The 24,325-nt window shown below is 68.7% G+C and carries 37 protein-coding genes; 36 read left to right on the forward strand and 1 reads right to left on the reverse strand.

All coding sequences use genetic code 11. From position 1 onward, the window contains the following. The first annotated feature begins 26 nt into the window (after positions 1-26). The 36 genes from fusA to rplQ all read left to right on the forward strand — a co-directional run bounded on the left by fusA (position 27) and on the right by rplQ (position 23,852). The gene (fusA, locus tag AB0N29_RS12490; RefSeq protein ID WP_302268094.1) at positions 27-2,138 is read left to right on the forward strand and encodes an elongation factor G; all 2,112 of its coding nucleotides are present in this window, start codon (positions 27-29) and stop codon (positions 2,136-2,138) included. Positions 2,139-2,238: 100 nt separating this feature from the next. Next, positions 2,239-3,432 (forward strand): elongation factor Tu, encoded by a 1,194-nt coding sequence (tuf, locus tag AB0N29_RS12495; protein ID WP_300952933.1) that lies wholly within the window; start codon positions 2,239-2,241, stop codon positions 3,430-3,432. 90 nt (positions 3,433-3,522) lie between these two features. Continuing rightward, positions 3,523-4,245: a tRNA (guanosine(46)-N7)-methyltransferase TrmB gene (trmB, locus tag AB0N29_RS12500; RefSeq protein ID WP_302268090.1), complete on the forward strand. Its 723-nt coding sequence runs from the start codon at positions 3,523-3,525 to the stop codon at positions 4,243-4,245. Between the two features lie 410 nt (positions 4,246-4,655). Further along, on the forward strand, positions 4,656-4,964 hold the full coding sequence (gene rpsJ / locus AB0N29_RS12505) for a 30S ribosomal protein S10 (protein WP_154615492.1): 309 nt from the start codon (positions 4,656-4,658) through the stop codon (positions 4,962-4,964). 11 nt (positions 4,965-4,975) lie between these two features. Next, positions 4,976-5,644, forward strand: coding sequence for a 50S ribosomal protein L3 (gene rplC / locus AB0N29_RS12510; RefSeq protein WP_302268089.1), 669 nt, complete (start codon positions 4,976-4,978; stop codon positions 5,642-5,644). Between the two features lie 2 nt (positions 5,645-5,646). Next, complete coding sequence (gene rplD, locus AB0N29_RS12515; protein ID WP_302268088.1) at positions 5,647-6,318, forward strand: 50S ribosomal protein L4; 672 nt, start codon at positions 5,647-5,649, stop codon at positions 6,316-6,318. Beyond that, complete coding sequence (gene rplW / locus AB0N29_RS12520) at positions 6,315-6,620, forward strand: 50S ribosomal protein L23 (protein WP_302268087.1); 306 nt, start codon at positions 6,315-6,317, stop codon at positions 6,618-6,620. The genes rplD and rplW overlap by 4 nt, the downstream gene beginning before the upstream one ends. Before the next feature lie 31 nt (positions 6,621-6,651). Continuing rightward, positions 6,652-7,488, forward strand: a complete 837-nt coding sequence (gene rplB, locus AB0N29_RS12525) for a 50S ribosomal protein L2 (protein WP_302268086.1) — start codon at positions 6,652-6,654, stop codon at positions 7,486-7,488. Between the two features lie 5 nt (positions 7,489-7,493). Next, positions 7,494-7,775, forward strand: a complete 282-nt coding sequence (rpsS, locus tag AB0N29_RS12530) for a 30S ribosomal protein S19 (protein WP_110182960.1) — start codon at positions 7,494-7,496, stop codon at positions 7,773-7,775. Next, complete coding sequence (gene rplV, locus AB0N29_RS12535; protein ID WP_302268084.1) at positions 7,772-8,212, forward strand: 50S ribosomal protein L22; 441 nt, start codon at positions 7,772-7,774, stop codon at positions 8,210-8,212. Before rpsS ends, rplV begins: the two co-directional genes overlap by 4 nt. After that, on the forward strand, positions 8,212-9,051 hold the full coding sequence (rpsC, locus tag AB0N29_RS12540) for a 30S ribosomal protein S3 (RefSeq protein WP_166195678.1): 840 nt from the start codon (positions 8,212-8,214) through the stop codon (positions 9,049-9,051). The genes rplV and rpsC overlap by 1 nt, the downstream gene beginning before the upstream one ends. A gap of 4 nt (positions 9,052-9,055) precedes the next feature. Next, positions 9,056-9,475, forward strand: a complete 420-nt coding sequence (rplP, locus tag AB0N29_RS12545; RefSeq protein ID WP_302268083.1) for a 50S ribosomal protein L16 — start codon at positions 9,056-9,058, stop codon at positions 9,473-9,475. Continuing rightward, the gene (gene rpmC, locus AB0N29_RS12550) at positions 9,475-9,720 is read left to right on the forward strand and encodes a 50S ribosomal protein L29 (protein ID WP_302268082.1); all 246 of its coding nucleotides are present in this window, start codon (positions 9,475-9,477) and stop codon (positions 9,718-9,720) included. Before rplP ends, rpmC begins: the two co-directional genes overlap by 1 nt. After that, positions 9,717-9,992 carry a 30S ribosomal protein S17 gene (gene rpsQ, locus AB0N29_RS12555; protein WP_166195674.1) on the forward strand — a complete coding sequence of 92 codons (276 nt, stop codon included), beginning with the start codon at positions 9,717-9,719 and terminating at the stop codon, positions 9,990-9,992. The genes rpmC and rpsQ overlap by 4 nt, the downstream gene beginning before the upstream one ends. 97 nt (positions 9,993-10,089) lie before the next feature. Further along, positions 10,090-10,458: a 50S ribosomal protein L14 gene (rplN, locus tag AB0N29_RS12560; protein WP_116570784.1), complete on the forward strand. Its 369-nt coding sequence runs from the start codon at positions 10,090-10,092 to the stop codon at positions 10,456-10,458. 3 nt (positions 10,459-10,461) lie between these two features. Next, entirely contained in the window at positions 10,462-10,821 is a 360-nt protein-coding gene (gene rplX / locus AB0N29_RS12565) for a 50S ribosomal protein L24 (protein ID WP_302268080.1), read from the forward strand. Beyond that, on the forward strand, positions 10,821-11,393 hold the full coding sequence (rplE, locus tag AB0N29_RS12570) for a 50S ribosomal protein L5 (RefSeq protein WP_302268079.1): 573 nt from the start codon (positions 10,821-10,823) through the stop codon (positions 11,391-11,393). Before rplX ends, rplE begins: the two co-directional genes overlap by 1 nt. 1 nt (position 11,394) lies before the next feature. After that, entirely contained in the window at positions 11,395-11,580 is a 186-nt protein-coding gene (locus AB0N29_RS12575; RefSeq protein WP_011757321.1) for a type Z 30S ribosomal protein S14, read from the forward strand. Between the two features lie 79 nt (positions 11,581-11,659). After that, a complete protein-coding gene (gene rpsH, locus AB0N29_RS12580) occupies positions 11,660-12,067 on the forward strand; it encodes a 30S ribosomal protein S8 (RefSeq protein ID WP_166195670.1) in 408 nt (135 codons plus the stop codon). 30 nt (positions 12,068-12,097) lie between these two features. Beyond that, entirely contained in the window at positions 12,098-12,637 is a 540-nt protein-coding gene (rplF, locus tag AB0N29_RS12585; RefSeq protein ID WP_302268077.1) for a 50S ribosomal protein L6, read from the forward strand. A 2-nt stretch (positions 12,638-12,639) separates the two neighbouring features. Then, a complete protein-coding gene (rplR, locus tag AB0N29_RS12590; RefSeq protein WP_364867483.1) occupies positions 12,640-13,023 on the forward strand; it encodes a 50S ribosomal protein L18 in 384 nt (127 codons plus the stop codon). A 37-nt stretch (positions 13,024-13,060) separates the two neighbouring features. Further along, the gene (gene rpsE / locus AB0N29_RS12595; RefSeq protein WP_302268076.1) at positions 13,061-13,681 is read left to right on the forward strand and encodes a 30S ribosomal protein S5; all 621 of its coding nucleotides are present in this window, start codon (positions 13,061-13,063) and stop codon (positions 13,679-13,681) included. Next, positions 13,681-13,863: a 50S ribosomal protein L30 gene (rpmD, locus tag AB0N29_RS12600; protein ID WP_165228353.1), complete on the forward strand. Its 183-nt coding sequence runs from the start codon at positions 13,681-13,683 to the stop codon at positions 13,861-13,863. Before rpsE ends, rpmD begins: the two co-directional genes overlap by 1 nt. 1 nt (position 13,864) lies before the next feature. Further along, the gene (rplO, locus tag AB0N29_RS12605; protein WP_302268075.1) at positions 13,865-14,305 is read left to right on the forward strand and encodes a 50S ribosomal protein L15; all 441 of its coding nucleotides are present in this window, start codon (positions 13,865-13,867) and stop codon (positions 14,303-14,305) included. A gap of 205 nt (positions 14,306-14,510) precedes the next feature. Further along, complete coding sequence (gene secY, locus AB0N29_RS12610) at positions 14,511-15,806, forward strand: preprotein translocase subunit SecY (RefSeq protein WP_302268074.1); 1,296 nt, start codon at positions 14,511-14,513, stop codon at positions 15,804-15,806. Then, positions 15,803-16,378 carry an adenylate kinase gene (locus AB0N29_RS12615; protein WP_302268073.1) on the forward strand — a complete coding sequence of 192 codons (576 nt, stop codon included), beginning with the start codon at positions 15,803-15,805 and terminating at the stop codon, positions 16,376-16,378. The genes secY and AB0N29_RS12615 overlap by 4 nt, the downstream gene beginning before the upstream one ends. A 16-nt stretch (positions 16,379-16,394) precedes the next feature. After that, the gene (map, locus tag AB0N29_RS12620) at positions 16,395-17,216 is read left to right on the forward strand and encodes a type I methionyl aminopeptidase (RefSeq protein ID WP_302271710.1); all 822 of its coding nucleotides are present in this window, start codon (positions 16,395-16,397) and stop codon (positions 17,214-17,216) included. A gap of 224 nt (positions 17,217-17,440) precedes the next feature. After that, entirely contained in the window at positions 17,441-18,433 is a 993-nt protein-coding gene (locus AB0N29_RS12625; protein ID WP_302268072.1) for a TerC family protein, read from the forward strand. A gap of 37 nt (positions 18,434-18,470) precedes the next feature. Beyond that, complete coding sequence (locus AB0N29_RS12630) at positions 18,471-19,523, forward strand: LLM class flavin-dependent oxidoreductase (protein ID WP_364867142.1); 1,053 nt, start codon at positions 18,471-18,473, stop codon at positions 19,521-19,523. A 324-nt stretch (positions 19,524-19,847) separates the two neighbouring features. Then, positions 19,848-20,069: a translation initiation factor IF-1 gene (gene infA / locus AB0N29_RS12635; RefSeq protein WP_011757309.1), complete on the forward strand. Its 222-nt coding sequence runs from the start codon at positions 19,848-19,850 to the stop codon at positions 20,067-20,069. 28 nt (positions 20,070-20,097) lie between these two features. Further along, the gene (rpmJ, locus tag AB0N29_RS12640) at positions 20,098-20,211 is read left to right on the forward strand and encodes a 50S ribosomal protein L36 (RefSeq protein WP_056862094.1); all 114 of its coding nucleotides are present in this window, start codon (positions 20,098-20,100) and stop codon (positions 20,209-20,211) included. A 170-nt stretch (positions 20,212-20,381) separates the two neighbouring features. Further along, positions 20,382-20,756 carry a 30S ribosomal protein S13 gene (rpsM, locus tag AB0N29_RS12645; RefSeq protein ID WP_302268065.1) on the forward strand — a complete coding sequence of 125 codons (375 nt, stop codon included), beginning with the start codon at positions 20,382-20,384 and terminating at the stop codon, positions 20,754-20,756. Between the two features lie 62 nt (positions 20,757-20,818). Then, the gene (gene rpsK, locus AB0N29_RS12650; protein ID WP_154615536.1) at positions 20,819-21,226 is read left to right on the forward strand and encodes a 30S ribosomal protein S11; all 408 of its coding nucleotides are present in this window, start codon (positions 20,819-20,821) and stop codon (positions 21,224-21,226) included. Positions 21,227-21,256: 30 nt separating this feature from the next. Then, entirely contained in the window at positions 21,257-21,865 is a 609-nt protein-coding gene (rpsD, locus tag AB0N29_RS12655; RefSeq protein WP_302268063.1) for a 30S ribosomal protein S4, read from the forward strand. Between the two features lie 142 nt (positions 21,866-22,007). Beyond that, entirely contained in the window at positions 22,008-23,024 is a 1,017-nt protein-coding gene (locus tag AB0N29_RS12660) for a DNA-directed RNA polymerase subunit alpha (protein WP_302268062.1), read from the forward strand. Between the two features lie 237 nt (positions 23,025-23,261). Continuing rightward, positions 23,262-23,852 (forward strand): 50S ribosomal protein L17, encoded by a 591-nt coding sequence (gene rplQ / locus AB0N29_RS12665; protein WP_302268061.1) that lies wholly within the window; start codon positions 23,262-23,264, stop codon positions 23,850-23,852. Positions 23,853-23,941: 89 nt separating this feature from the next. Here rplQ and AB0N29_RS12670 read toward each other — a convergent pair whose 3' ends face one another. Further along, complete coding sequence (locus tag AB0N29_RS12670; protein WP_364867149.1) at positions 23,942-24,307, reverse strand: GntR family transcriptional regulator; 366 nt, start codon at positions 24,305-24,307, stop codon at positions 23,942-23,944. Between the last annotated feature and the right edge of the window lie 18 nt (positions 24,308-24,325).

Here is a 24,325-nt window from a genome sequence, read left to right on the forward strand (position 1 = left end):
ACTTCTTTCAAGGGACGCTGACTAACGTGGCAGTCGACATCACCACGGACCTCAACACGGTCCGCAACATCGGCATCATGGCGCACATCGACGCCGGCAAGACCACCACCACCGAGCGCATCCTGTTCTACACCGGCATCACCTACAAGATCGGTGAGGTCCACGAGGGCGCGGCCACGATGGACTGGATGGAGCAGGAGCAGGAGCGCGGCATCACCATCACGTCCGCCGCGACGACCTGCTGGTGGAAGAACCACCAGATCAACATCATCGACACCCCCGGCCACGTGGACTTCACGGCCGAGGTCGAGCGATCGCTGCGCGTCCTCGACGGCGCCGTCGCGGTGTTCGACGGTGTCGCCGGTGTCGAGCCGCAGACGATGACGGTGTGGCGCCAGGCCAACAAGTACTCCGTCCCCCGCATGTGCTTCGTCAACAAGCTCGACCGCACCGGTGCGGACTTCTTCCGCTGCGTCGACATGATGGTCGAGCGCCTCAACTCCACCCCGCTGGTCCTGCAGCTCCCCATCGGTGCCGAGAGCGACTTCCTCGGCGTCGTCGACCTGGTCGGCATGCGTGCCCTGACCTGGCGCGGCGAGACCAAGATGGGTGAGGACTACTCGGTCGAGGAGATCCCCGCGGACATGGCCGAGCAGGCCGCCGAGTACCGCGAGAAGTTCCTCGAGACCCTCTCCGAGGCCGATGACGCCATCATGGAGAAGTACCTCGAGGGCGAGGACCTCTCCGTCGAGGAGCTCGAGGCCGCGATCCGCCGCGCGACCCTGGCCGACAAGGTCAACCCGGTCCTGTGCGGCACCGCGTTCAAGAACAAGGGCGTGCAGCCCCTGCTCGACGCGGTCGTCAAGTACCTGCCCTCGCCGCTCGACATCGAGGCCATCATCGGCCACTCGCCGAAGGACGAGGCCGTCGAGATCGCGCGGAAGCCCTCCGACGACGAGCCGTTCTCCGGCCTCGCCTACAAGATCGCCTCCGACCCGCACCTGGGCAAGCTGATCTACGTCCGCGTCTACTCGGGCAAGCTCGAGGCCGGCTCGACCGTGGTCAACTCGGTCAACGGCAAGAAGGAGCGGATCGGCAAGGTCTACCAGATGCACGCGAACAAGCGTGAGGAGATCGCGTCGGTCGGCGCCGGCCAGATCGTCGCCGTCATGGGCCTGAAGGACACCAAGACCGGTCACACCCTCTGCGACCCGCAGAACCAGGTCGTGCTCGAGTCGATGACCTTCCCGGCCCCGGTGATCGAGGTCGCGATCGAGCCCAAGACCAAGTCCGACCAGGAGAAGCTGGGTCTCGCGATCCAGCGCCTCTCCGACGAGGACCCGACCTTCACGGTCAAGACCGACGAGGAGACCGGCCAGACGATCATCGCCGGCATGGGCGAGCTCCACCTGGAGATCCTCGTCGACCGGATGAAGCGCGAGTTCCGCGTCGAGGCGACCGTCGGCAAGCCGCAGGTGGCCTACCGCGAGACCCTCCGCAAGGAGGTCACGAACCACAGCTACACCCACAAGAAGCAGACCGGTGGTTCGGGTCAGTTCGCGAAGGTCGTCGTCTCCCTCGGCCCGAACATCGACCCCGAGACCGGTACCGGTGCGGGCTACGAGTTCGTGAACAACGTGTCCGGTGGACGCGTGCCGAAGGAGTACATCCCCTCGGTCGACCAGGGTGGCCAGGAGGCCATGGAGTTCGGCATCCTCGCCGGCTTCCCCATGGTCGACGTGAAGTTCTCGCTCGAGGACGGCGCCTACCACGACGTCGACTCCTCCGAGCTCGCGTTCAAGATCGCCGGCAACCAGGCCTTCAAGGAGGCCGCCCGCATGGCGAAGCCGGTCCTGCTCGAGCCGATGTTCGCCGTGGAGGTGACCACGCCGGAGAGCTTCCTCGGCACGGTCATCGGCGACATCAACAGCCGACGGGGCCAGATCCGAGCGCAGGAGGAGCGTCACGGCGACATCGTCGTCAACGCCCTCGTGCCGCTCTCCGAGATGTTCGGGTACGTTGGCGACCTGAGGTCCAAGACCTCCGGGCAGGCGTCGTACTCGATGGAGTTCGACTCGTACGCCGAGGTTCCCACGAACATCGCCGACGAGATCATCAAGAAGGTCCGCGGCGAGTGATCCTCGCCGGTCCGCTGAACATCCTTGTTCGGGGGACCGGACCCTCGGCACCACCCAGCTAGTACGAGTCAGGTAACAACCACACCAGGAGGAGCCCACCGTGGCTAAGGCGAAGTTCGAGCGGACCAAGCCGCACGTCAACATCGGCACGATCGGTCACATCGACCACGGCAAGACCACGCTGACCGCGGCGATCACCAAGGTCCTGCACGACAAGCACCCGGACCTGAACGCCGCCTCGGCGTTCGAGGACATCGACAAGGCTCCCGAGGAGCGTCAGCGCGGCATCACGATCTCGATCGCGCACGTCGAGTACCAGACCGAGTCGCGTCACTACGCGCACGTCGACTGCCCGGGTCACGCTGACTACATCAAGAACATGATCACCGGCGCGGCCCAGATGGACGGCGCGATCCTCGTGGTCGCCGCCACCGACGGCCCGATGCCGCAGACCCGCGAGCACGTGCTGCTCGCGCGCCAGGTCGGCGTCCCCGCCCTGGTGGTCGCGCTCAACAAGTGCGACATGGTCGACGACGAGGAGCTCATCGAGCTCGTCGAGATGGAGGTGCGCGAGCTCCTCAGCGAGTACGAGTTCCCGGGCGACGACATCCCGGTCGTTCGCGTCGCGGCGTTCCCGGCCCTGCAGGGCGACGCCAAGTGGGGCGACTCGATCGCCGAGCTCATGCAGGCGGTCGACGACTACATCCCGACCCCCGAGCGTGAGACCGACAAGCCGTTCCTCATGCCCGTCGAGGACGTCTTCACGATCACCGGTCGTGGCACCGTCATCACCGGTCGCATCGAGCGCGGCATCGTCAAGGTGAACGAGGAGGTCGAGATCGTCGGCATCCGCGAGGGCTCGATGAAGTCCACGGTCACCGGCGTCGAGATGTTCCGCAAGCTGCTCGACGAGGGCCAGGCCGGTGAGAACGTCGGTCTGCTCCTCCGTGGCACCAAGCGCGAGGACGTCGAGCGCGGCATGGTCGTCATCAAGCCGGGCACCACGACCCCGCACACCAACTTCGAGGCCTCGGTCTACATCCTCTCGAAGGAGGAGGGCGGCCGCCACACGCCGTTCTTCAACAACTACCGCCCGCAGTTCTACTTCCGCACGACGGACGTGACCGGCGTGGTGACCCTCCCCGAGGGCACCGAGATGGTCATGCCGGGTGACAACACCGAGATGTCGGTCGAGCTCATCCAGCCCATCGCGATGGACGAGGGTCTGCGGTTCGCGATCCGTGAGGGTGGCCGCACCGTCGGCGCCGGCCGGGTCACCAAGATCACCAAGTGATCCCCGCGGTCGCTGACCGCACCTGACACACCAGATCGGCCCCGGACCCCTGTGGTCCGGGGCCGATCTGCATTCCCGAGGAAAGGTCCCATGGAGCGCCCCGTCACCCCCGCCCGCCCGCACCACAAGCTGACCGAGGACGGTCGGCGGATGCGTGAGGTGCTCAGCTACTCGCGCCGGGGCAGCCGGTTCACCCCGCGGCAGGCCGAGGCGTGGGCCGCGCACCAGGAGGCGTGGGTCATCCCGGACGAGGCCGTCGACCGGCCCGGGTTCTCCCTCGAGCAGTGGTTCGGGCGGCGCGCGCCACTGGTGGTCGAGATCGGCTCGGGGGTCGGCGAGGCGACGGCCGCGCTGGCGGCGACGCGACCGACGTACGACGTGCTGGCCTTCGAGGTCTGGCGCCCCGGCGTCGCCGACACGCTGTGGAAGCTCGCCGAGGCCGGCGCGGAGAACGTGCGCCTCTGCGGCGTCGACGCGGTCTGGTCGATGGAGCACCTGCTGGGGGAGGGGGAGGTCGAGGAGCTGTGGACGTTCTTCCCCGACCCGTGGCGCAAGACCCGCCACCACAAGCGGCGCCTGGTCTCCCCGGACTTCGCGCGGCTCGCGGCGAGCCGGCTGCGGCCGGGCGCGGTGTGGCGGCTCGCGACCGACTGGGCGGACTACGCCGAGCAGATGCAGGAGGTGCTCGACGCGGAGCCGGCGCTCGAGGGCGGCGTCGTCGAGCGCTGGGCCGAGCGGCCGGTCACCCGGTTCGAGCGCAAGGGGACCGAGGCCGGGCGCACGATCACCGACTTCTGCTACCGCCGCACCTGAGCGGCGTGTCGTACGTCGCGCGGCCGGCGGGCCGGGGTAGTGCCGACGGATTTGGTCCCGGTCCTGATCTCTGCCAAGATGGTCCGGTTGCTCCGGCGGGTCGCCGGGGCGCGCCGCACATCTTGACTTCTGAATCGCGTCTCCCGCCCCCGGTCCGCCGGGCCTGGAACGAGTTCGGTGGTCGGCTGTGCGCCGCGCTGGACCAGGAGACCCGATCAGCCCGACGAACCGTCGGGCGCCAGCGCAAGAACCCAGCAGGATCCCGGTCCTGTGTCACGTCCAGAGGTCGCGACACGCCCGACCGCGGGGGTCGGGGGTTCGGGTGGTGGGGCCAGGGCGGGACAGACCCAAACCGGGGGACGTCCCGGGACATGCACGCGGCAGATGAGAAGTAAGGACGAGAGAGACCTATGGCGGGACAGAAGATCCGCATCAGGCTCAAGGCCTATGACCACGAGGTGATCGACACCTCGGCGCGGAAGATCGTTGACACGGTGACCCGCACGGGCGCCCGCGTGGCCGGCCCGGTGCCGCTGCCGACGGAGAAGAACGTCTTCGTCGTCATCCGCTCGCCCCACAAGTACAAGGACTCCCGCGAGCACTTCGAGATGCGCACCCACAAGCGCCTCATCGACATCATCGACCCCACGCCGAAGACCGTCGACTCGCTCATGCGGCTCGACCTCCCGGCCGGCGTCGACATCGAGATCAAGCTCTGAGGTCTGACGAGATGACTATCGAACGCAACGTGAAGGGCCTGCTGGGCACCAAGCTCGGCATGACCCAGCTCTGGGACGAGAACAACCGCGTCGTCCCCGTGACCGTGGTCGCCGCGGCCACCAACGTGGTCACCCAGGTCCGCACGCCCGAGACCGACGGCTACAACGCCGTCCAGGTCGGGTTCGGCGAGATCGAGGGCCGCAAGGTCACCAAGCCGCAGGCCGGGCACTTCGCCAAGGCCGGCACCACCCCCCGCCGCCACCTGCTGGAGATCCGCACGGCCGACGCCACGGCGTACACCGTGGGCCAGGAGCTCTCCGTCGACACCTTCGCCGCCGGCGAGGAGATCGACGTGACGGGCACCAGCAAGGGCAAGGGCTTCGCCGGAACCATGAAGCGCCACGGCTTCTCCGGTGTCTCCGCCTCGCACGGTGCGCACCGCAACCACCGCAAGCCCGGCTCGATCGGCGCCTGCGCCACCCCGGGCCACGTGTTCAAGGGCACCCGGATGTCGGGCCGCATGGGTAACGACACCGTCACCACCCAGGGCGTGACCGTCCACGCCGTCGACGTGGAGAAGGGCCTGATCCTGCTCAAGGGCGCCGTCCCCGGCCCCAAGGGCGGCCTCGTGGTCCTCCGCACGTCCGCCAAGTCCGTTTCTACTGGCAAGGAGGCGTGAGCATGGCCGCCAAGACCGTCAAGGTCGACCTTCCTGCCGAGATCTTCGACGTTGCCGTCAACGTCCCGCTGATCCACCAGGTCGTCGTCGCCCAGCAGGCCGCTGCCCGTCAGGGCACGCACTCCACCAAGACCCGCGGCGAGGTCCGCGGTGGTGGACGCAAGCCCTACAAGCAGAAGGGCACCGGCCGCGCCCGTCAGGGCTCGACCCGCGCGCCGCAGTTCGCCGGCGGTGGCACCGTCCACGGCCCGCAGCCGCGCAGCTACGACCAGCGCACCCCCAAGAAGATGAAGGCCGCCGCCCTGCGCGGTGCCCTCTCCGACCGGGCGCGCAACGACCGGATCCACGTGGTCGAGGGTCTCGTCGAGGGCACCGCGCCCTCGACCAAGGCCGCCATCGCCGCGCTCGCCGGTCTGTCCGACCGCAACCGCTTCCTCGTGGTGCTCGAGCGCACCGACACCGTCACCTGGCTGTCGCTGCGCAACGCCCCCGAGGTGCACATCGTCGCTGTCGACCAGCTCAACACCTACGACGTGCTGGCGTCCGACGACGTGGTCTTCACCCAGGGCGCGTACGACGCGTTCGTCACCGGTGCCGCCCGCGCCTCCGAGCGCAAGGCCACCATCGTCGAGGCCCCGGCCGACGACGCGCAGACCGAGGAGGCCTCCCAGTGAGCACCCTGCACAAGGACCACCGCGACATCCTGCTCGCCCCGGTCGTCTCGGAGAAGAGCTATGGGCTCCTCGACGCGAACAAGTACACGTTCCTGGTGCGCCCCGACGCCAACAAGACCGAGATCAAGATCGCGGTCGAGAAGGTCTTCGGCGTCAAGGTCACCTCCGTGAACACGATCAACCGCCCCGGCAAGACGCGCCGTACCCGCACGGGCATCGGCAAGCGCAAGGACACCAAGCGCGCGATCGTCAGCCTCGCCGAGGGCCACCGCATCGACATCTTCGGAGGTCCGGTCTCCTGACCGGGCACCCAGGACTAGAGGACTGAGCTAAATGGCTATCCGCAAGTACAAGCCGACCACCCCGGGCCGTCGTGGCTCGTCGGTCGCCGACTTCGTCGAGATCACCCGGACGACGCCGGAGAAGTCGCTGACGCGTCCGCTGCCCAAGAAGGGCGGCCGCAACAACCAGGGCCGGATCACCACCCGGCACCAGGGCGGCGGTCACAAGCGTGCGTACCGCATCATCGACTTCCGTCGCTACGACAAGGACGGCGTCCCCGCCAAGGTCGCGCACATCGAGTACGACCCGAACCGCACGGCGCGCATCGCGCTGCTGCACTACGCCGACGGCGAGAAGCGCTACATCGTGGCGCCCAAGGGCCTGACGCAGGGCACCGCGGTCGAGTCCGGCCCGAACGCCGACATCAAGCCCGGCAACAACCTGCCGCTGCGCAACATCCCGGTCGGCTCGACGATCCACTGCGTCGAGCTCCGCCCGGGCGGCGGCGCGAAGATCGCCCGCTCCGCCGGCAACAGCGCCCAGCTGGTCGCCCGTGAGGGCAGCCGCGCCACGCTGCGCATGCCCTCGGGCGAGATGCGCTTCGTCGACGTCCGCTGCCGCGCGACGGTCGGCGAGGTCGGCAACGCCGAGCAGTCGAACATCAACTGGGGCAAGGCCGGCCGCATGCGCTGGAAGGGCAAGCGCCCGACCGTCCGCGGTGTCGTCATGAACCCGGTCGACCACCCGCACGGTGGTGGCGAGGGCAAGACCTCGGGTGGTCGTCACCCGGTGTCCCCGTGGGGCAAGCCGGAGGGTCGTACGCGCAAGCGCAAGGCCTCCGACTCCCAGATCATTCGTCGCCGCAAGTCCGGCAAGGGTAGGAAGTAACTGACATGCCTCGCAGCCTGAAGAAGGGCCCCTTCGTCGACGACCACCTGATGAAGAAGGTGGACGCCGAGAACGACAAGGGCAGCCACAACGTCATCAAGACCTGGTCGCGCCGCTCGATGATCGTCCCGGCGATGATCGGCCACACGATCGCCGTCCACGACGGCCGCAAGCACGTGCCGGTCTTCGTGACCGACTCGATGGTCGGCCACAAGCTCGGCGAGTTCGCCCCCACCCGCACCTACCGCGGGCACGTCAAGGAAGACCGGAAGGGACGCCGTCGATGAGTGTCACCGAACGTCAGCGCACGAGCGCGCGCCGCGAGTCGCTCCTCGGCGACCAGCCGGGCGCCTTCGCCAGCGCCCGCTTCACGCGGATCACGCCGATGAAGGCACGCCGCGTCGTGGACATGGTCCGCGGCATGGGTGTCGACGAGGCCCTGGCCCTGCTGCAGTTCGCTCCGCAGGCCGCCTCCGAGACCGTCTACAAGGTCCTCGAGAGCGCGATCGCCAACGCCGAGACCACCGAGGGCCTGGACCGTGCCGACCTGGTCGTCTCGGTCGCGCAGGTCGACGAGGGTCCGACGATGAAGCGGTGGCGCCCCCGCGCCCAGGGTCGTGCGACGCGCATCAACAAGCGCACGAGCCACATCACGCTCGTCGTCCAGCCGGCTGGCGTGGTCGCGGCGAAGAAGACCGCCCGGAAGAACGGAAAGAGTGCCTGATGGGCCAGAAGATCAACCCGAACGGCTTCCGCCTCGGCATCTCCACCGACCACAAGTCCCGGTGGTACGCCGACAAGCTGTACAAGTCCTACGTCGGCGAGGACGTCGCGATCCGCAAGCTGCTCTCCAAGGGCATGGAGCGGGCCGGCATCTCCAAGGTCGAGATCGAGCGCACGCGTGACCGCGTCCGGGTGGACATCCACACCGCGCGTCCGGGCATCGTCATCGGTCGCCGTGGCGCCGAGGCCGACCGCATCCGCGGCGAGCTCGAGAAGCTGACCGGCAAGCAGGTCCAGCTGAACATCCTCGAGGTCAAGAGCCCCGAGGTCGACGCGCAGCTGGTCGCCCAGGGCGTCGCCGAGCAGCTCTCGGGTCGTGTGCAGTTCCGCCGCGCCATGCGCAAGGCGATGCAGACGACGATGCGCTCGGGTGCCAAGGGCATCCGGATCCAGTGCTCCGGCCGCCTCAACGGCGCCGAGATGTCGCGCACCGAGTTCTACCGCGAGGGTCGCGTCCCGCTGCACACCCTGCGTGCGGACATCGACTACGGCTTCTACGAGGCCCGTACGACCTTCGGCCGCATCGGCGTGAAGGTCTGGATCTACAAGGGCGAGGTCGCCGGCACCCGTGCCGAGCGCCAGGCCCAGGCCGCTGCCCGCGCCGGTGTCCCCGGCCGCGGTGGCCGTCCGACCCGTGGTGGCGAGCGCCCGAGCCGTGGCTCGCGCGGTGACCGCCCCACCCGTTCCGACCGCGGCGGCGACGCCCCGGCCGTGACCGAGGCGCCGGCCGGCGGCGACACCGCCCAGGCCACCACCCCGGCAGAGACCCAGGAGGGCTGACCTCATGCTGATGCCCCGTCGTGTCAAGCACCGCAAGCAGCACCACCCCAAGCGGACCGGTATGGCCAAGGGTGGCACCACGCTCGCGTTCGGTGACTTCGGCATCCAGGCGGTCGAGGGTCACTACGTGACCAACCGCCAGATCGAGTCGGCGCGTATCGCGATGACGCGCCACATCAAGCGTGGCGGCAAGGTGTGGATCAACATCTACCCCGACCGCCCGCTGACCAAGAAGCCGGCCGAGACCCGCATGGGTTCCGGCAAGGGCTCTCCCGAGTGGTGGGTGGCGAACGTCAAGCCCGGCCGCGTCATGTTCGAACTCTCCGGTGTCACCGAGGACGTCGCCCGCGAGGCCATGCGCCGCGCGATGCACAAGCTCCCGATGAAGTGCCGGTTCATCTCGCGAGAGGCGGGTGAATTCTGATGGCCAACGGTACGAAGGCCCACGAGCTCGACGAGCTCAACGACGTCGACCTCGAGGCGAAGCTGCGCGAGGCCAAGGAGGAGCTCTTCAACCTCCGGTTCCAGGCGGCCACCGGCCAGCTGGAGAGCCACGGCCGGCTCCGCACGGTCAAGAAGGACATCGCCCGGATCTACACCGTGGTGCGCGAGCGCGAGCTCGGCATCCGCACCGCTCCGGGTACGGACAACGAGGATGGTGCCGCATGAGCGAGCAGACCCCGACCGCGGAGCGCAGCTCCCGCAAGGTCCGCGAGGGCCTGGTCGTCAGCGACAAGATGGACAAGACCGTGGTCGTGTCCGTCGAGGACCGCGTCAAGCACGCCCTGTACGGCAAGGTCATGCGCCGCACGAGCAAGCTGAAGGCGCACGACGAGGCCAACGAGTGCGGCATCGGCGACCGCGTGCTCCTCATGGAGACCCGCCCGCTGTCGGCGACCAAGCGCTGGCGCGTCGTCCAGATCCTCGAGAAGGCCAAGTAGCACCCTCCCCGCCCACCGGCGGGAGGTCCACGACAAGTTCGGCCAGGCTCGACGACCGTGAGTCGTCGAGAACCGGCACGACAACCAGGAGAAACTGATGATCCAGCAGGAGTCGCGACTCAAGGTCGCCGACAACACCGGTGCGAAGGAGATCCTCTGCATCCGTGTTCTCGGTGGCTCGGGTCGGCGCTACGCCGGTATCGGCGACGTCATCGTCGCCACCGTGAAGGACGCGATCCCCGGTGGCAACGTCAAGAAGGGTGACGTCGTCAAGGCCGTCGTCGTGCGCACCGTCAAGGAGCGCCGCCGTGCCGACGGTTCGTACATCCGCTTCGACGAGAACGCCGCCGTGATCCTCAAGAACGACGGCGAGCCGCGAGGCACCCGCATTTTCGGCCCCGTGGGCCGCGAGCTGCGCGAGAAGAAGTTCATGAAGATCATCTCGCTCGCGCCGGAGGTGCTCTGAGTCATGGCGAAGAGCGTGAACATCAAGAAGGGCGACACCGTCAAGGTGATCGCAGGCAAGGACAAGGGTGCCGAGGGCAAGGTCATCAAGGTCCTCCGTGAGGAGAACCGGGTGGTCGTCGAGGGCGTCAACCGGATGAAGCGGCACACCAAGGCCGTCAACCAGGGTGGCACCACGAGCACCGGCGGGATCATCACCGCCGAGGCCCCGATCCACGTCTCCAACGTGATGCTCGTCGAGGGTGACGGCGTGACGCGCGTCGGCTTCCGTCGCGACGAGGTCACCAAGCGCCGCCCGGACGGCTCGACGTACCAGGCTGAGCGCAGCGTCCGCATCTCGCGCAAGACCGGCAAGGAAATCTGATGACCGAGACCCAGACCTCCGCTGCGGCCACCCCGCGGCTGAAGACGCGGTACCGCGAGGAGATCCTCCCGGCGCTGCAGAGCGAGTTCGAGATCGGCAACGTCATGCAGGTCCCCGGTCTGGTGAAGATCGTGGTCAACATGGGCGTCGGCGAGGCGGCTCGTGACTCCAAGCTGATCGAGGGTGCGGTCAAGGACCTCACCGCGATCACCGGCCAGAAGCCGCTCGTCACCAAGGCCCGCAAGTCGATCGCGCAGTTCAAGCTGCGCGAGGGCATGCCGATCGGTGCGCACACCACGCTGCGCGGCGACCGCATGTGGGAGTTCCTCGACCGGCTGCTGTCGCTCGCGCTGCCCCGCATCCGCGACTTCCGCGGCCTCTCGCCCAAGCAGTTCGACGGCCGTGGCAACTACACGTTCGGTCTGACCGAGCAGGTCATGTTCCACGAGATCGACCAGGACCGGATCGACCGGTCGCGCGGCATGGACATCACGATCGTGACCACGGCCACCAACGACGACCAGGGTCGGGCGCTGCTCAAGCAGCTCGGCTTCCCGTTCAAGGAGAACTGACATGGCGAAGACCGCCCTCAAGGTCAAGGCCGCCCGCAAGCCGAAGTTCGCTGTGCGCGGCTACACCCGCTGCCAGCGCTGCGGCCGCCCGAAGGCCGTCTACCGCAAGTTCGGCCTGTGCCGGATCTGCCTGCGGGAGATGGCCCACCGTGGCGAGCTGCCCGGCGTGACCAAGTCCTCCTGGTAATCAACCCTCTACAACGATCGCTGCAGGTCGCACCTGAGATGCAGGTGCGAAACCACGGTGGAGAAAGGGCCTCACGGCCATGACGATGACTGACCCGATCGCAGACATGCTTACTCGTCTGCGCAACGCCAACCAGGCGTACCACGACGCGGTGTCCATGCCGTACAGCAAGCTCAAGCAGGGCGTCGCGGAGATCCTCCAGCAGGAGGGTTACATCACCTCCTTCGAGGTGAAGGAGCCGACCGAGGGCGAGGTCGGCAAGACGCTGACCATCACCCTCAAGTACGGCCGCAACCGCGAGCGCTCCATCGCGGGCGTCCGCCGCATCAGCAAGCCCGGTCTTCGGGTGTACGCCAAGCACACGGGTCTCCCGAAGGTGCTCGGCGGCCTGGGTGTCGCGATCATCTCGACCAGCCAGGGCCTGCTGACCGACCGCCAGGCCAACCAGAAGGGCGTGGGTGGGGAAGTCCTCGCCTACGTCTGGTGACGACGAGAACTGCGAAGGAGTACTAGAAGCATGTCGCGTATTGGCAAGCTCCCCGTCGCGGTCCCGTCCGGCGTCGACGTGGCGATCACCGGCCCGGTCGTGACGGTCAAGGGGCCCAAGGGCACCCTGTCCCACACCGTCGCCGAGCCGATCACCGTCGAGCAGGGCGAGGGCGTCCTGGACGTCAAGCGGCCCGACGACGAGCGCATCAGCAAGTCGCTGCACGGCCTGACCCGCACGCTGGTCAACAACATGGTCGTCGGCGTCACCGAGGGCTACGAGAAGAAGCTCGAGATCGTGGGCGTCGGTTACCGCGTCCTCTCCAAGGGTCCGACCCAGCTGGAGTTCCAGCTCGGCTACTCGCACCCGATCGTGTTCGACGCCCCCGAGGGCATCACGTTCACGGTGGAGGGCCCGACCCGCCTCGGCGTCCAGGGCATCGACAAGCAGCTCGTCGGCGAGACCGCCGCGAAGATCCGCAAGCTGCGCAAGCCCGAGCCCTACAAGGGCAAGGGCGTCCGTTACGCCGGCGAGCAGATCCGCCGCAAGGTCGGAAAGGCTGGTAAGTGACCATGGCCATCTCGCTCAAGAACAACAAGCACACGGCTGCCCGGGTCAAGTCGCGCCTGCGTCGTCAGGCCCGTGGCCGCAAGAAGGTCGCCGGCTCCGCCGAGCGCCCTCGCCTGGTCGTCACCCGTTCCGCGAAGCACATCACCGTGCAGGTCGTGGACGACAGCGTCGGCCAGACCCTCGCGTACGCCTCCACCATGGAGTCGGACCTGCGGGGCTTCGAGGGTGACAAGACCGCCAAGGCCAAGCGCGTCGGCGAGCTCGTCGCCGAGCGTGCCAAGGCTGCCGGTATCGACGGCGTGGTCTTCGACCGCGCCGGGAACAAGTACCACGGTCGCGTCGCGGCCCTGGCCGACGGCGCCCGCGAGGGCGGCCTGACCTTCTGATCGCAAGAGCTGCAAGAGAGAGAAGAGGAACAGTCTCATGAGCGGAGCCCAGCGCAGTCAGCGCGGTGGCGAGCGCCGAGGCAACCGCGACGACCGTCGCGGTGGCCAGGCTGCTGACAAGACCGCCTACATCGAGCGCGTCGTTGCGATCAACCGTGTCGCCAAGGTCGTGAAGGGTGGCCGTCGCTTCAGCTTCACCGCCCTGGTCATCGTCGGTGACGGCGAGGGTCTGGTCGGTGTCGGCTACGGCAAGGCCAAGGAGGTGCCCGCGGCGATCGCCAAGGGTGTCGAGGAGGCGAAGAAGGCTTTCTTCCGCGTCCCCCGCATCCAGGGCACGATCCCGCACCCGGTCCAGGGCGAGAAGGCGGCTGGCGTCGTCATGCTGCGTCCGGCCGCGCCCGGTACCGGCGTCATCGCCGGTGGCCCGGTCCGTGCGGTCCTCGAGTGCGCCGGCATCCACGACATCCTGAGCAAGTCGCTCGGGTCGTCGAACCAGATCAACATCGTCCACGCGACGGTCGAGGCCCTGCGGATGCTCGAGCAGCCGGAGGCCGTCGCGGCCCGTCGTGGGCTGCGGGTCGAGGACGTCGCCCCGGCGGCGCTCCTCCGGGCTCGCCTCGAGGTGCCGGCGGGTGTCTCCGAGGAGGTGTCCTCCTGATGGCGCAGCTGAAGGTCCAGCAGAAGAAGTCCACGATCGGCTGCAAGGCCAACCAGCGCGAGACCCTGCGCACGCTCGGTCTCAAGCGGATTGGCGACGTGGTCGTCAAGGAGGACCGCCCGGAGATCCGGGGCATGGTCCACACCGTCCGTCACCTGGTGACGGTCGAGGAGGTCGACTGACATGACGCTCAAGCTGCACCACCTGCGTCCCGCCCCGGGCGCCAAGACCGCGAAGACCCGTGTGGGTCGCGGTGAGGGCTCCAAGGGCAAGACCGCGGGCCGCGGTACCAAGGGCACCAAGGCTCGCTACCAGGTCCCCTCCGCCTTCGAGGGTGGCCAGATGCCGCTCCACATGCGGCTCCCGAAGCTCAAGGGCTTCAAGAACCCGTTCAAGGTGGAGTTCCAGGTCGTCAACCTCGACCGCCTGGGCGAGCTGTTCCCCGAGGGTGGCCAGGTCACCGTCGAGGACCTCATCGCCCGCGGTGCCGTCCGTGACGGTCACCCGGTCAAGGTCCTCGGCCAGGGCGACATCTCGGTGAAGGTCCAGGTGAGCGCGAACGCGTTCTCCGCCTCCGCCAAGCAGAAGATCGAGGCTGCAGGCGGCACGACCACCGTCCTGTGATCGTTGTCCCGGGAGGGGCGCGGCGCGGCTGCTGAACTCAGCAGGCTCGTGCCGCGCCCCTTCCGCGCATCACCATCCGGTACGTCACTCTCCACCAGCGTCCCGACCACCCCGGTCGGAGACGTGACAGCGACACCTGCCTGTTAGGCTTCCGGGGCTCGCCGGTCGCCGGGAGGCGGCCTCCAGCAGGGAAAAGAGGAACTTCGTGCTCAGCGCGTTCGTGAACGCATTCCGGACTCCGGACCTGCGGCGCAAGCTGCTCTTCGTCCTGATGATCGTGGCGATCTTCAGGCTCGGGTCCCAGATCCCCGCGCCCGGTGTGAACGTCGGCAACGTCCAGTCCTGCATCGACCAGGTCGAGGACAACAGCGTCTACAACCTGATCAACCTGTTCTCGGGCGGGGCGCTCCTCCAGCTGACGATCTTCGCGCTGGGGATCATGCCCTACATCACCGCCAGCATCATCCTGCAGCTGCTCGTCGTGGTCATCCCACGGCTCGAGGCGCTGAAGAAGGAGGGCCAGGCGGGCCAGACCAAGATCACCCAGTACACCCGGTACCTGACGCTGGGGCTCGCGCTCCTCCAGGCCACCGGCATCGTCGCCCTCGCGCGCTCGGGCAACCTGCTGCAGGGATGCACCGAGCCGCTGCTGCACAGCAACGGCACCGGGACGTTCCTCGTCATGGTCGTCACGATGACCGCCGGCACGGCCGTCATCATGTGGCTCGGCGAGCTCATCACCGAGCGCGGCGTCGGCAACGGCATGTCGATCCTGATCTTCACCCAGGTCGTCGCGACGTTCCCGGCCTCGATGTGGGACGTCCAGAAGCAGCAGGGCTGGTGGACCTTCGGCATCGTGCTGATCGTCGGCCTCGTGATCGTCGCCGCGGTCATCTTCATCGAGCAAGCCCAGCGGCGGATCCCGGTGCAGTACGCCCGGCGGATGGTCGGCCGCAAGATGTTCGGCGGCAGCTCGACCTACATCCCGCTCAAGGTGAACCAGGCCGGCATCATCCCGGTCATCTTCGCCTCGTCGCTGCTCTACCTGCCCGCCATGGCGGTGCAGTTCAACAGCAACGCCGACTCCGCGCCGCTGCGCTTCATCAACAAGTACTTCGTGACGGGGGACAACCCGCTCTACATGGCGGTCTTCTTCCTGCTCATCGTCTTCTTCACCTACTTCTACGTGTCGATCACCTTCAACCCGACCGAGGTGGCCGACAACATGAAGAAGTACGGCGGCTTCATCCCCGGGATCCGGGCGGGCAAGCCGACCGAGGACTACCTGTCCTACGTCCTGTCCCGCATCACGCTGCCGGGCGCGGTCTACCTCGGTCTGATCTCGTTGATCCCGCTGATCGCGCTCGTGCTGATCAACGCCAACCAGAACTTCCCGTTCGGCGGCACGTCGATCCTGATCATGGTCGGCGTCGCCCTCGACACGGTGAAGCAGATCGAGAGCCAGCTCCAGCAGCGCAACTACGAAGGGTTCCTCCGTTGAGGCTGATCCTGATGGGCCCCCCGGGAGCCGGCAAGGGCACCCAGGCGAAGTTCGTCGCCGAGCACTTCGGCATCCCCGCGATCTCGACCGGTGACATCTTCCGCGCCAACGTCTCCCAGGGGACCGAGCTGGGCATCGAGGCCAAGCGCTACATGGACGCGGGGGAGTACGTCCCCGACGAGGTCACCAACCGGATGGTGCGCAACCGCATCGACGAGGAGGACGCCAAGCCCGGCTTCCTGCTCGACGGCTACCCGCGCACCCTCGCGCAGGTCGAGGAGCTCGACGGGATGATCGCCTTCACCGGCCACTCCCTCGACGCCGTGGTCTGCCTGACCGTCGACGCCGACGAGATCGTCCAGCGGCTGCTCCAGCGCGCGCAGGTCGAGGGCCGGGCCGACGACACCGAGGACGTCATCCGGCGTCGCCAGGAGGTGTACGTCGAGCAGACCGAGCCGCTCATCGCGGTCTACGGCGAGCGCGGCATCCTGGTCTCGGTCGACGGCATGGGCGAGGTCGACGAGGTCACGAAGCGGATCTTCGACGCCCTCGACGCCATCCCCGAGTCCTGACCGGGACGGGGCCGGGCTGATGGGGCTGCGCGACCGGGGCGTCGAGATCAAGACCCCCGAGCAGATCGCGTCGATGCGACGCGCCGGGCTGGTCGTGGGGGAGACCCTCGAGCTGCTGCGCGGCCACGTCCGCGCCGGCACCAGCACCGGTGAGCTCGACGCCATCGCCGAGGACAACATCCGCTCCTCCGGCGCGACGCCGTCGTTCAAGGGCTACCACGGCTTCCCCGGCTCGATCTGCGCCTCGGTCAACGACGAGGTCGTCCACGGGATCCCCGGCGACCGCGTGCTGGCCGAGGGCGACGTGGTCTCGATCGACTGCGGGGCCATCGTCGACGGCTGGCACGGCGACGCCGCGGTCACGGTCGCGGTCGGCGCCGTGCCGGCCGAGGTCACCGAGCTGATGCGGGTGACCGAGGAGGCGATGTGGCGCGGGATCGCGGCAGCCCGCCTGGGCGGCCGGGTCACCGACATCTCCCACGCCGTCGAGCAGCACGTGCGCTCGCAGGGGTCCTACGGGATCCTCGAGGACTACACCGGCCACGGCATCGGCTCGGCCATGCACCAGCCGCCCGACGTCCCCAACTACGGCCGGCCGGGCCGCGGCCCCAAGCTGGTCCGCGGCCTCGCGCTCGCGGTCGAGCCCATGGTCACCCTCGGCGGCAAGGACGTCTCGACGCTCGCCGACGACTGGACGGTCGTCACTGACGACGGCACCTGGGCCGCCCACTTCGAGCACAGCTTCACCCTCACCGAGCGCGGCGCCTGGGTGCTCACCGCGCTCGACGGCGGCGAGGCGGCCCTGACCGCGCTCGGCGTGCCGTACGGCGGCTCCTGAGCCGCCCGGCCCGCTCGCACGCCCGGCCCGCGGGGGTCGCGGACGCCCGGGATGGGTAACGCACCCCCAAGCCCGTGCGAGGATGTCCCCCGCAGGGGGGAGTATTCCTTCGCCGCGGTCTCGTCAGCACGTCCGGTGATCCGAACCGGTCCGGGGCCGTGGGTCGCCACCGCGGCGGAAGAGACCTCTGACGTTCTGTCGTCCGCCTGACCAGGAGGAACCCTGTGGAAGTCTCCGCCCTCGAGTGGGGCATCACGATCGGCATCACCGTCGCGGTGCTGCTGTTCGACGTCGTCGTCATCGCCCGCAAGCCGCACGAGCCCTCGCTGCGCGAGTGCACGGTCTACCTGAGCATCTACGTCGGTGCGGCGATCATCTTCGGCGCCTGGGTGTGGATCTTCCACGGGCACGACTTCGGGATCGAGTTCTACACCGGCTGGTTGGTGGAGTACTCGCTGTCGGTCGACAACCTGTTCGTCTTCATCGTCTTGATGTCGGCGCTGGCGGTGCCGCGGAAGTACCAGCAGGAAGCCCTGATGGTGGGCATCATCCTGGCGCTGATCTTCCGCGCGATCTTCATCGCGGTCGGCTACCAGCTGGTCGAGAACTTCTCGTGGGTCTTCTACATCTTCGGCGCGTTCCTCATCTACACCGCCGTCAGCCTGGTGCGCAGCTACCGGGGCGGCGAGGAGGAGCACCCGGAGGAGAACCGCCTGGTGAAGTTCGCCCAGCGCCGGCTCAACGTCGCCGAGGACTACCGCGGCCTGAGCCTGTGGTGGAAGGAGAACGGCGTCCGCGTCGTGTCCCCGATGCTCATCGTGATCGTCGCGCTCGGTGCCACGGACATCATGTTCGCGCTCGACTCGATCCCGGCGATCTTCGGCATCACCCAGGAGCCGTACCTCGTCTTCACGGCGAACGTCTTCGCGCTGATGGGCCTGCGCCAGCTCTACTTCCTGCTCGGCGGGCTCCTGCAGCGGCTGGTCTACCTCTCGCTCGGGCTCGCGTTCATCCTGGCCTGGATCGGCGTCAAGCTGATCGTCCACGCGCTGCACGAGGGCCACGTCATCGGCTTCGAGGTGCCCACCCTGGCGAGCCTCGCGGTCATCATCCTGACCCTGGCGATCACCGCGTGGCTGAGCCTGGCCAAGACCCGGCGCGACGAGAAGGCCGAGATGACGGCCTCCAACCCGCCGGCGCCCAAGCCCTCGGAGTGACGGAATAGGGCGGGGCCGGGTCGGCGTTCCCCGGGGGATGACCGACCACAGCCCCGCCCTCTCCGTGCTCGACCTGGTCCCGGTCCGCAGCGACCAGGCGACCACCGACGCCCTGCGTGCGTCGACGTCGCTCGCCCGGGCGGCCGACCGCCTCGGCTTCCGTCGCTACTGGGTGGCCGAGCACCACAACATGGCCGCCGTCGCCGCCACCAACCCGCCGGTGCTCATCGGCGTGCTGGCCGCGGCGACGGAGCGCATCCGGCTGGGGTCCGGGGGAGTGATGCTCCCCAACCACGCACCGCTCGTGGTGGCCGAGCAGTTCGCGCTGCTCGAGGCGGCGTTCCCGGGTCGGATCGACCTGGGCATCGGCCGCGCGCCGGGCACCGACCCGGTGACGAGCTGGGCGCTGCGGCACGGCGCCGGCGGGGTGAGCGACGAGGCCGTCACCCGGTTCCCCGAGTACGTCGACAACGTGCTGGCGATGATGGACACCGCCGGCGTCGGGATCTCGGTCCAGGGCCGCACCCACGCGTTGCGGGCGACCCCGGCCGCCACCTCGGTGCCGGCCATCTGGCTGCTCGGCTCCTCGGACTACTCGGCGCGCCTCGCGGCGGAGAAGGGCATGCCTTACGTCTTCGCCCACCACTTCTCCGGGCAGGGGACCGCCGAGGCGCTCGAGCTCTACCGCAGCACCTTCCGGCCCTCGCCCGAGCTGGCCGAGCCGCGCACCTTCCTGACCGTCAACGCCGTCGTGGCCGACGACGCGGCGGAGGCACGCCGGCTGGCGCTGCCCCAGCTGCAGATGATGCTCGCGCTGCGCACCGGCCAGCCGCTGGGTCCGGGCCGCCTGGTCGAGGAGGCCGAGAAGCTGCAGGCCGAGATGCCGCCGGCGCACCAGCAGCTCATGGACTCCATGGCCGAGCGCTGGATCATCGGTGGCCCCGAGGAGTCCCGCTCGCGCCTGGCCGGGCTGGCGGCGACGTACGGCGTCGACGAGGTCATGGTGGCCCCGGTCGCCGCGGCGTACGTCGGCACCGAGCCGACCGCGAGCCCCACCCGCGAGCGCACGCTCGAGCTGCTCGCGGCCTGAGACGTCCTCCGGGCGGCACGCCCGGGGGTGTGCGCACCTCCCCGGCACGGATTCGTGTTATGGAGCGCGGTGCGCCTAGACTGCAACGTCGGCCCAACGTGGGTCTGTTTCGTGGTGCCTCGCGGCTGCCCGGAGCCAGTGCGGACGTCCCGCTCCTCGGAGCGATCGTCGGTGCGTGCCGGGAAGAGGACCACGGACGGCTGCACGAGGTCCACCGGCGCGCTGGAGACAGCACGCCGGAGGTTCCCGGGCCACCCGCAGGCGGTCCGCGCCGCAGGCGGTGCAGACACGGTGGACGACGACCGACAACAGATTGTGGAGGACATGCCGAAGAAAGAAGGCGTGATCGAGATCGAGGGCACCGTCGTGGAGGCCCTGCCCAACGCCATGTTCCGCGTCGAGCTGAGCAACGGCCACAAGGTTCTCGCCCACATCAGCGGCAAGATGCGGCAGCACTACATCCGGATCCTCCCCGAGGACCGCGTGGTGGTGGAGCTCTCGCCGTACGACCTCACGCGGGGTCGCATCGTCTACCGCTACAAGTAGCAGCCGACCCACCAGAAGGGCCTGAACAATGAAGGTCAACCCGAGCGTCAAGAAGATCTGCGACAAGTGCCAGGTGATCCGTCGCCACGGCCGCGTCATGGTGATCTGCGAGAACCCTCGCCACAAGCAGCGCCAGGGCTGAGTCCCGCTGCCGCCGGCCCCCGGGCCGCGCACAACTGAACAACAACAACGTGATCGCTCACCCGCCACCCGGCGGGTCAACCACCTCCGGTGCAGAGGCCGGAGCCTGGTCCACCACGGACCAGGGCGCGACACGACCGACACCTCTGCGGAACTGCAAAGGAACGCCACATGGCACGCCTCGTTGGTGTGGACCTCCCGCGCGACAAGCGCATCGAGATCGCACTCACCTACATCTACGGCATCGGCCGTACCCGCTCCCAGCAGCTGCTCGCGGCCACCGGGGTCAACCCGAACCTCCGCGTGCACGAGCTGGGTGACGAGGAGCTGGTCAAGCTCCGCGACGAGATCGAAGCCAACTTCAAGATCGAGGGTGACCTCCGTCGCGAGGTCCAGGCTGACATCCGCCGCAAGATCGAGATCGGCAGCTACCAGGGTCGCCGCCACCGCATGGGCCTCCCGGTCCGCGGTCAGCGCACCAAGACCAACGCGCGTACCCGCAAGGGCCCCAAGCGCACGGTTGCCGGCAAGAAGAAGGCCAAGTGATCCGACGCCTCGGCGTCTCACTGCCTTCCACCTCACAGACCAGCTAACTCAGGAGATACTGCATGCCTCCCAAGAGCCGCAACGCGGCCGGCGCCAAGAAGGTGCGCCGCAAGGAGAAGAAGAACGTCGCCCAGGGCGAAGCCCACATCAAGAGCACGTTCAACAACACCATCGTCACGATCACCGACCCCACCGGTGCGGTGATCTCGTGGGCCTCGGCCGGCACCGTCGGCTTCAAGGGCTCGCGCAAGTCCACCCCGTTCGCCGCGCAGATGGCCGCTGAGGCCGCCGGTCGTCGGGCGATGGAGCACGGCATGAAGAAGATCGACGTCTTCGTGAAGGGCCCGGGTTCGGGCCGCGAGACGGCGATCCGCTCGCTGGGTGCGATCGGCCTCGAGGTCGGCACCATCCAGGACGTCACGCCCGCTCCGCACAACGGCTGCCGCCCGCCCAAGCGCCGCCGCGTCTGATCGCCCGCTGAGAACAGGAGACTTTGAGAAATGGCCCGTTACACCGGCCCCATGACCCGGAAGTCGCGCCGTCTCGGCGTCGACCTCGTCGGCGGTGACGGCGCGTTCGAGCGTCGTCCCTACCCGCCTGGCCAGCACGGCCGCGGCCGCATCAAGGAGAGCGAGTACCTCCTGCAGCTGCGCGAGAAGCAGAAGGCCCGCTTCACGTACGGCGTGATGGAGAAGCAGTTCCACAACTACTACACCGAGGCCTCGCGTCGCGCCGGCAAGACCGGTGACAACCTGCTCCAGCTGCTGGAGTGCCGCCTCGACAACGTGGTCTACCGCGCCGGCTTCGCCCGGACCCGCCGCCACGCCCGCCAGCTGGTCGTCCACGGCCACTTCAAGGTCAACGGCAAGAAGGTCGACATCCCGTCGTACCAGGTGAGCGCCCACGACGTCATCGACGTCCGGGAGAAGTCGCTCGAGACCACGCCGTTCATCGTGGCCCGCGAGACCCACGGCGAGCGCGTCGTCCCCGCCTGGCTCGAGGCGCTGCCGACCCGCATGCGGATCCTCGTGCACCAGCTCCCCGTCCGGGCCCAGATCGACATCCCGGTCCAGGAGCAGCTCATCGTGGAGTACTACTCCAAGAAGTGATCCGAGGGGGCTCCGCCTCCTCACCCCTCGTCGGGGTCCGGCCGGCTCCGGCCGCCGGGCCCCGTCGGGACCCAGCTACAACTTCCGCCGACTGCAGTTCGGGCCCGTCATATAGCGGGTGGGCCCGGGAAGGAAAACACCAGTGCTGATCGCACAGCGCCCCACCCTGTCGGAAGAGACCGTCGACGAGTTCCGCTCGCGGTTCGTGATCGAGCCCCTCGAGCCCGGCTTCGGCTACACGCTCGGCAACTCGCTGCGCCGTACCCTCCTGTCGTCGATCCCCGGTGCCTCGGTCACGAGCATCAAGGTCGACACCGTCCTCCACGAGTTCTCGACGATCGAGGGCGTCAAGGAGGACGTCACCGAGATCATCCTGAACCTCAAGGGCCTCGTCGTCTCCTCCGAGCACGACGAGCCGGTCACCATGTACCTGCGCAAGTCCGGTGCCGGTGACGTCACCGCCGCCGACATCGCGCCCCCGGCCGGTGTCGAGGTGCACAACCCCGACCTGAAGATCGCGACCCTCTCGGAGAACGGCAAGCTCGAGATGGAGCTCGTCGTCGAGCGTGGCCGCGGCTACGTCTCCGCGGTGCAGAACAAGGGCGCCGACAACGAGATCGGCCGGATGCCGGTCGACTCGATCTACAGCCCCGTGCTGAAGGTGACCTACAAGGTCGAGGCCACCCGAGTCGAGCAGCGCACCGACTTCGACAAGCTCGTCATCGACGTCGAGACCAAGCCGTCGATCCGTCCCCGCGACGCGATCGCCTCGGCCGGCAAGACCCTCGTCGAGCTCTTCGGCCTCGCTCGTGAGCTCAACGTCGAGGCCGAGGGCATCGACATCGGCCCCTCGCCCGTCGACGAGCAGCTCGCCGCCGACCTCGCCCTCCCGGTCGAGGACCTGCAGCTGACCGTCCGGTCCTACAACTGCCTCAAGCGCGAGGGCATCCACACCGTGGGTGAGCTCATCAGCCGCTCGGAGCAGGACCTGCTCGACATCCGCAACTTCGGTGCGAAGTCGATCGACGAGGTCAAGGCCAAGCTGGTCGAGATGGGTCTGTCCCTCAAGGACAGCGCCCCCGGCTTCGACGCCGCCGCCGCCCTCGCGGCGTACGGCGACGACGACGACGACGCGTTCGTCGAGGACGAGCAGTACTGAGCTGGATGGCGGGAGCGTGTCGCCAGTGGGACTCCGTCCCACGCGGCTTCGCCGCCGGGCGACACGCTGCCCCGCTCCGCAGTTGACGTGGGTGCCGCTCGAGGTCCACTGGCGGCCCTCGGGCCGCCACCTCGGGTGACCACCACGTCGCACGACTGAGACAAGCTGACCGAGGGCGAACCCGCCCGCGGCCTACTACCCCGGTACCTGGTACGGCCGGGGAGGAACGAGAGAGACATGCCGAAGCCCACCAAGGGTCCCCGCCTCGGCGGCGGCCCGGCGCACCAGCGCCTCATCCTGGCGAACCTGGCCACCCAGCTCTTCGAGCACGGCCGGATCGTCACGACCGAGGCCAAGGCGCGCGCGCTGCGCCCGCACGCCGAGAAGCTGATCACCAAGGCGAAGAAGGGCGACCTGCACAACCGCCGCGAGGTCCTCAAGACCGTCCGCGACAAGGGTGTCGTCCACACGCTCTTCACCGAGATCGCGCCGACCTTCTCCGAGCGCCCGGGTGGCTACACCCGGATCACCAAGCTCGGCCCCCGCAAGGGCGACAACGCCCCCATGGCGGTCATCGAGCTGGTGACCGAGGCCTACGCCCCGTCGGCCCCCAAGGCGAAGGCCGCGCCGGCCGCCGCCGCGGCGCCCGCCGAGGAGACCGTCTCGGAGGACACCACCACCGAGGCCGGCCCGACCGAGCTCGCCGAGGAGGCCTCCCCCGAGGAGAGCGTCGTCGCCGAGGAGGGCACCGAGCTCACCGAGCCCGTGTCCGAGGAGGCCGCCGAGGCCGAGGCCGCTGCGGAGTCCGAGGACGAGTCCAAGGCCTGATCGGCCGCAGCGATCCACCTGCACCACCACCGACCCGCCCGGTCCTCCGGGCGGGTCGGTGCCATTTCCGGGGGCGCGCGGCCCGGCGGCTACCAGCCGCCCTCGACCAGCCGGACCGCCTCGGGGAGCGTCAGCCCCGCGCGGCGCGCGGCAGCGACGTACGCCGCCCCTGCACGCTCGGCCTCGGCCCTGGTCCCGGCGTCCGCCCCGGCGGGCCGGGAGGCGACGAAGGTGCCGCGACGGCCCTCGGTGACCACGACGCCGTCGGCCTCCAGCGCACGGTAGGCCTTGGCGACGGTGTTGACCGCCAGACCCAGCTCGGCGGCGACGCCCCGCACCGTCGGCAGGCGCGTGCCGGCGGGTAGGTCGCCGGCGGCCACGCGACCCGCGAGCTGGGCCCGCAGCTGCTCGAACGGCGGGGTCGGGTCGTCGGCGTCCAGCGGGTGCACCTGCATGGCGTCACCCTAGGGTGG

This window comes from Nocardioides sp. NPDC092400 (genome assembly GCF_040684155.1).
GTDB lineage: Bacteria > Actinomycetota > Actinomycetes > Propionibacteriales > Nocardioidaceae > Nocardioides.

Coding starts and splice junctions, on each gene's coding strand:
- trmB (WP_302268090.1), top strand. CDS start 3,523: ATGGAGCGCCCCGTCACCCCCGCCCGCCCGCACCACAAGCTGACCGAG.
- rpsJ (WP_154615492.1), top strand. CDS start 4,656: ATGGCGGGACAGAAGATCCGCATCAGGCTCAAGGCCTATGACCACGAG.
- rplC (WP_302268089.1), top strand. CDS start 4,976: ATGACTATCGAACGCAACGTGAAGGGCCTGCTGGGCACCAAGCTCGGC.
- rplD (WP_302268088.1), top strand. CDS start 5,647: ATGGCCGCCAAGACCGTCAAGGTCGACCTTCCTGCCGAGATCTTCGAC.
- rplB (WP_302268086.1), top strand. CDS start 6,652: ATGGCTATCCGCAAGTACAAGCCGACCACCCCGGGCCGTCGTGGCTCG.
- rpsS (WP_110182960.1), top strand. CDS start 7,494: ATGCCTCGCAGCCTGAAGAAGGGCCCCTTCGTCGACGACCACCTGATG.
- rplV (WP_302268084.1), top strand. CDS start 7,772: ATGAGTGTCACCGAACGTCAGCGCACGAGCGCGCGCCGCGAGTCGCTC.
- rpsC (WP_166195678.1), top strand. CDS start 8,212: ATGGGCCAGAAGATCAACCCGAACGGCTTCCGCCTCGGCATCTCCACC.
- rplP (WP_302268083.1), top strand. CDS start 9,056: ATGCTGATGCCCCGTCGTGTCAAGCACCGCAAGCAGCACCACCCCAAG.
- rpmC (WP_302268082.1), top strand. CDS start 9,475: ATGGCCAACGGTACGAAGGCCCACGAGCTCGACGAGCTCAACGACGTC.
- rpsQ (WP_166195674.1), top strand. CDS start 9,717: ATGAGCGAGCAGACCCCGACCGCGGAGCGCAGCTCCCGCAAGGTCCGC.
- rplN (WP_116570784.1), top strand. CDS start 10,090: ATGATCCAGCAGGAGTCGCGACTCAAGGTCGCCGACAACACCGGTGCG.
- rplX (WP_302268080.1), top strand. CDS start 10,462: ATGGCGAAGAGCGTGAACATCAAGAAGGGCGACACCGTCAAGGTGATC.
- rplE (WP_302268079.1), top strand. CDS start 10,821: ATGACCGAGACCCAGACCTCCGCTGCGGCCACCCCGCGGCTGAAGACG.
- AB0N29_RS12575 (WP_011757321.1), top strand. CDS start 11,395: ATGGCGAAGACCGCCCTCAAGGTCAAGGCCGCCCGCAAGCCGAAGTTC.
- rpsH (WP_166195670.1), top strand. CDS start 11,660: ATGACGATGACTGACCCGATCGCAGACATGCTTACTCGTCTGCGCAAC.
- rplF (WP_302268077.1), top strand. CDS start 12,098: ATGTCGCGTATTGGCAAGCTCCCCGTCGCGGTCCCGTCCGGCGTCGAC.
- rplR (WP_364867483.1), top strand. CDS start 12,640: ATGGCCATCTCGCTCAAGAACAACAAGCACACGGCTGCCCGGGTCAAG.
- rpsE (WP_302268076.1), top strand. CDS start 13,061: ATGAGCGGAGCCCAGCGCAGTCAGCGCGGTGGCGAGCGCCGAGGCAAC.
- rpmD (WP_165228353.1), top strand. CDS start 13,681: ATGGCGCAGCTGAAGGTCCAGCAGAAGAAGTCCACGATCGGCTGCAAG.
- rplO (WP_302268075.1), top strand. CDS start 13,865: ATGACGCTCAAGCTGCACCACCTGCGTCCCGCCCCGGGCGCCAAGACC.
- AB0N29_RS12630 (WP_364867142.1), top strand. CDS start 18,471: ATGACCGACCACAGCCCCGCCCTCTCCGTGCTCGACCTGGTCCCGGTC.
- infA (WP_011757309.1), top strand. CDS start 19,848: ATGCCGAAGAAAGAAGGCGTGATCGAGATCGAGGGCACCGTCGTGGAG.
- rpmJ (WP_056862094.1), top strand. CDS start 20,098: ATGAAGGTCAACCCGAGCGTCAAGAAGATCTGCGACAAGTGCCAGGTG.
- rpsM (WP_302268065.1), top strand. CDS start 20,382: ATGGCACGCCTCGTTGGTGTGGACCTCCCGCGCGACAAGCGCATCGAG.
- rpsK (WP_154615536.1), top strand. CDS start 20,819: ATGCCTCCCAAGAGCCGCAACGCGGCCGGCGCCAAGAAGGTGCGCCGC.
- rpsD (WP_302268063.1), top strand. CDS start 21,257: ATGGCCCGTTACACCGGCCCCATGACCCGGAAGTCGCGCCGTCTCGGC.
- rplQ (WP_302268061.1), top strand. CDS start 23,262: ATGCCGAAGCCCACCAAGGGTCCCCGCCTCGGCGGCGGCCCGGCGCAC.
- AB0N29_RS12670 (WP_364867149.1), bottom strand. CDS start 24,307: ATGCAGGTGCACCCGCTGGACGCCGACGACCCGACCCCGCCGTTCGAG.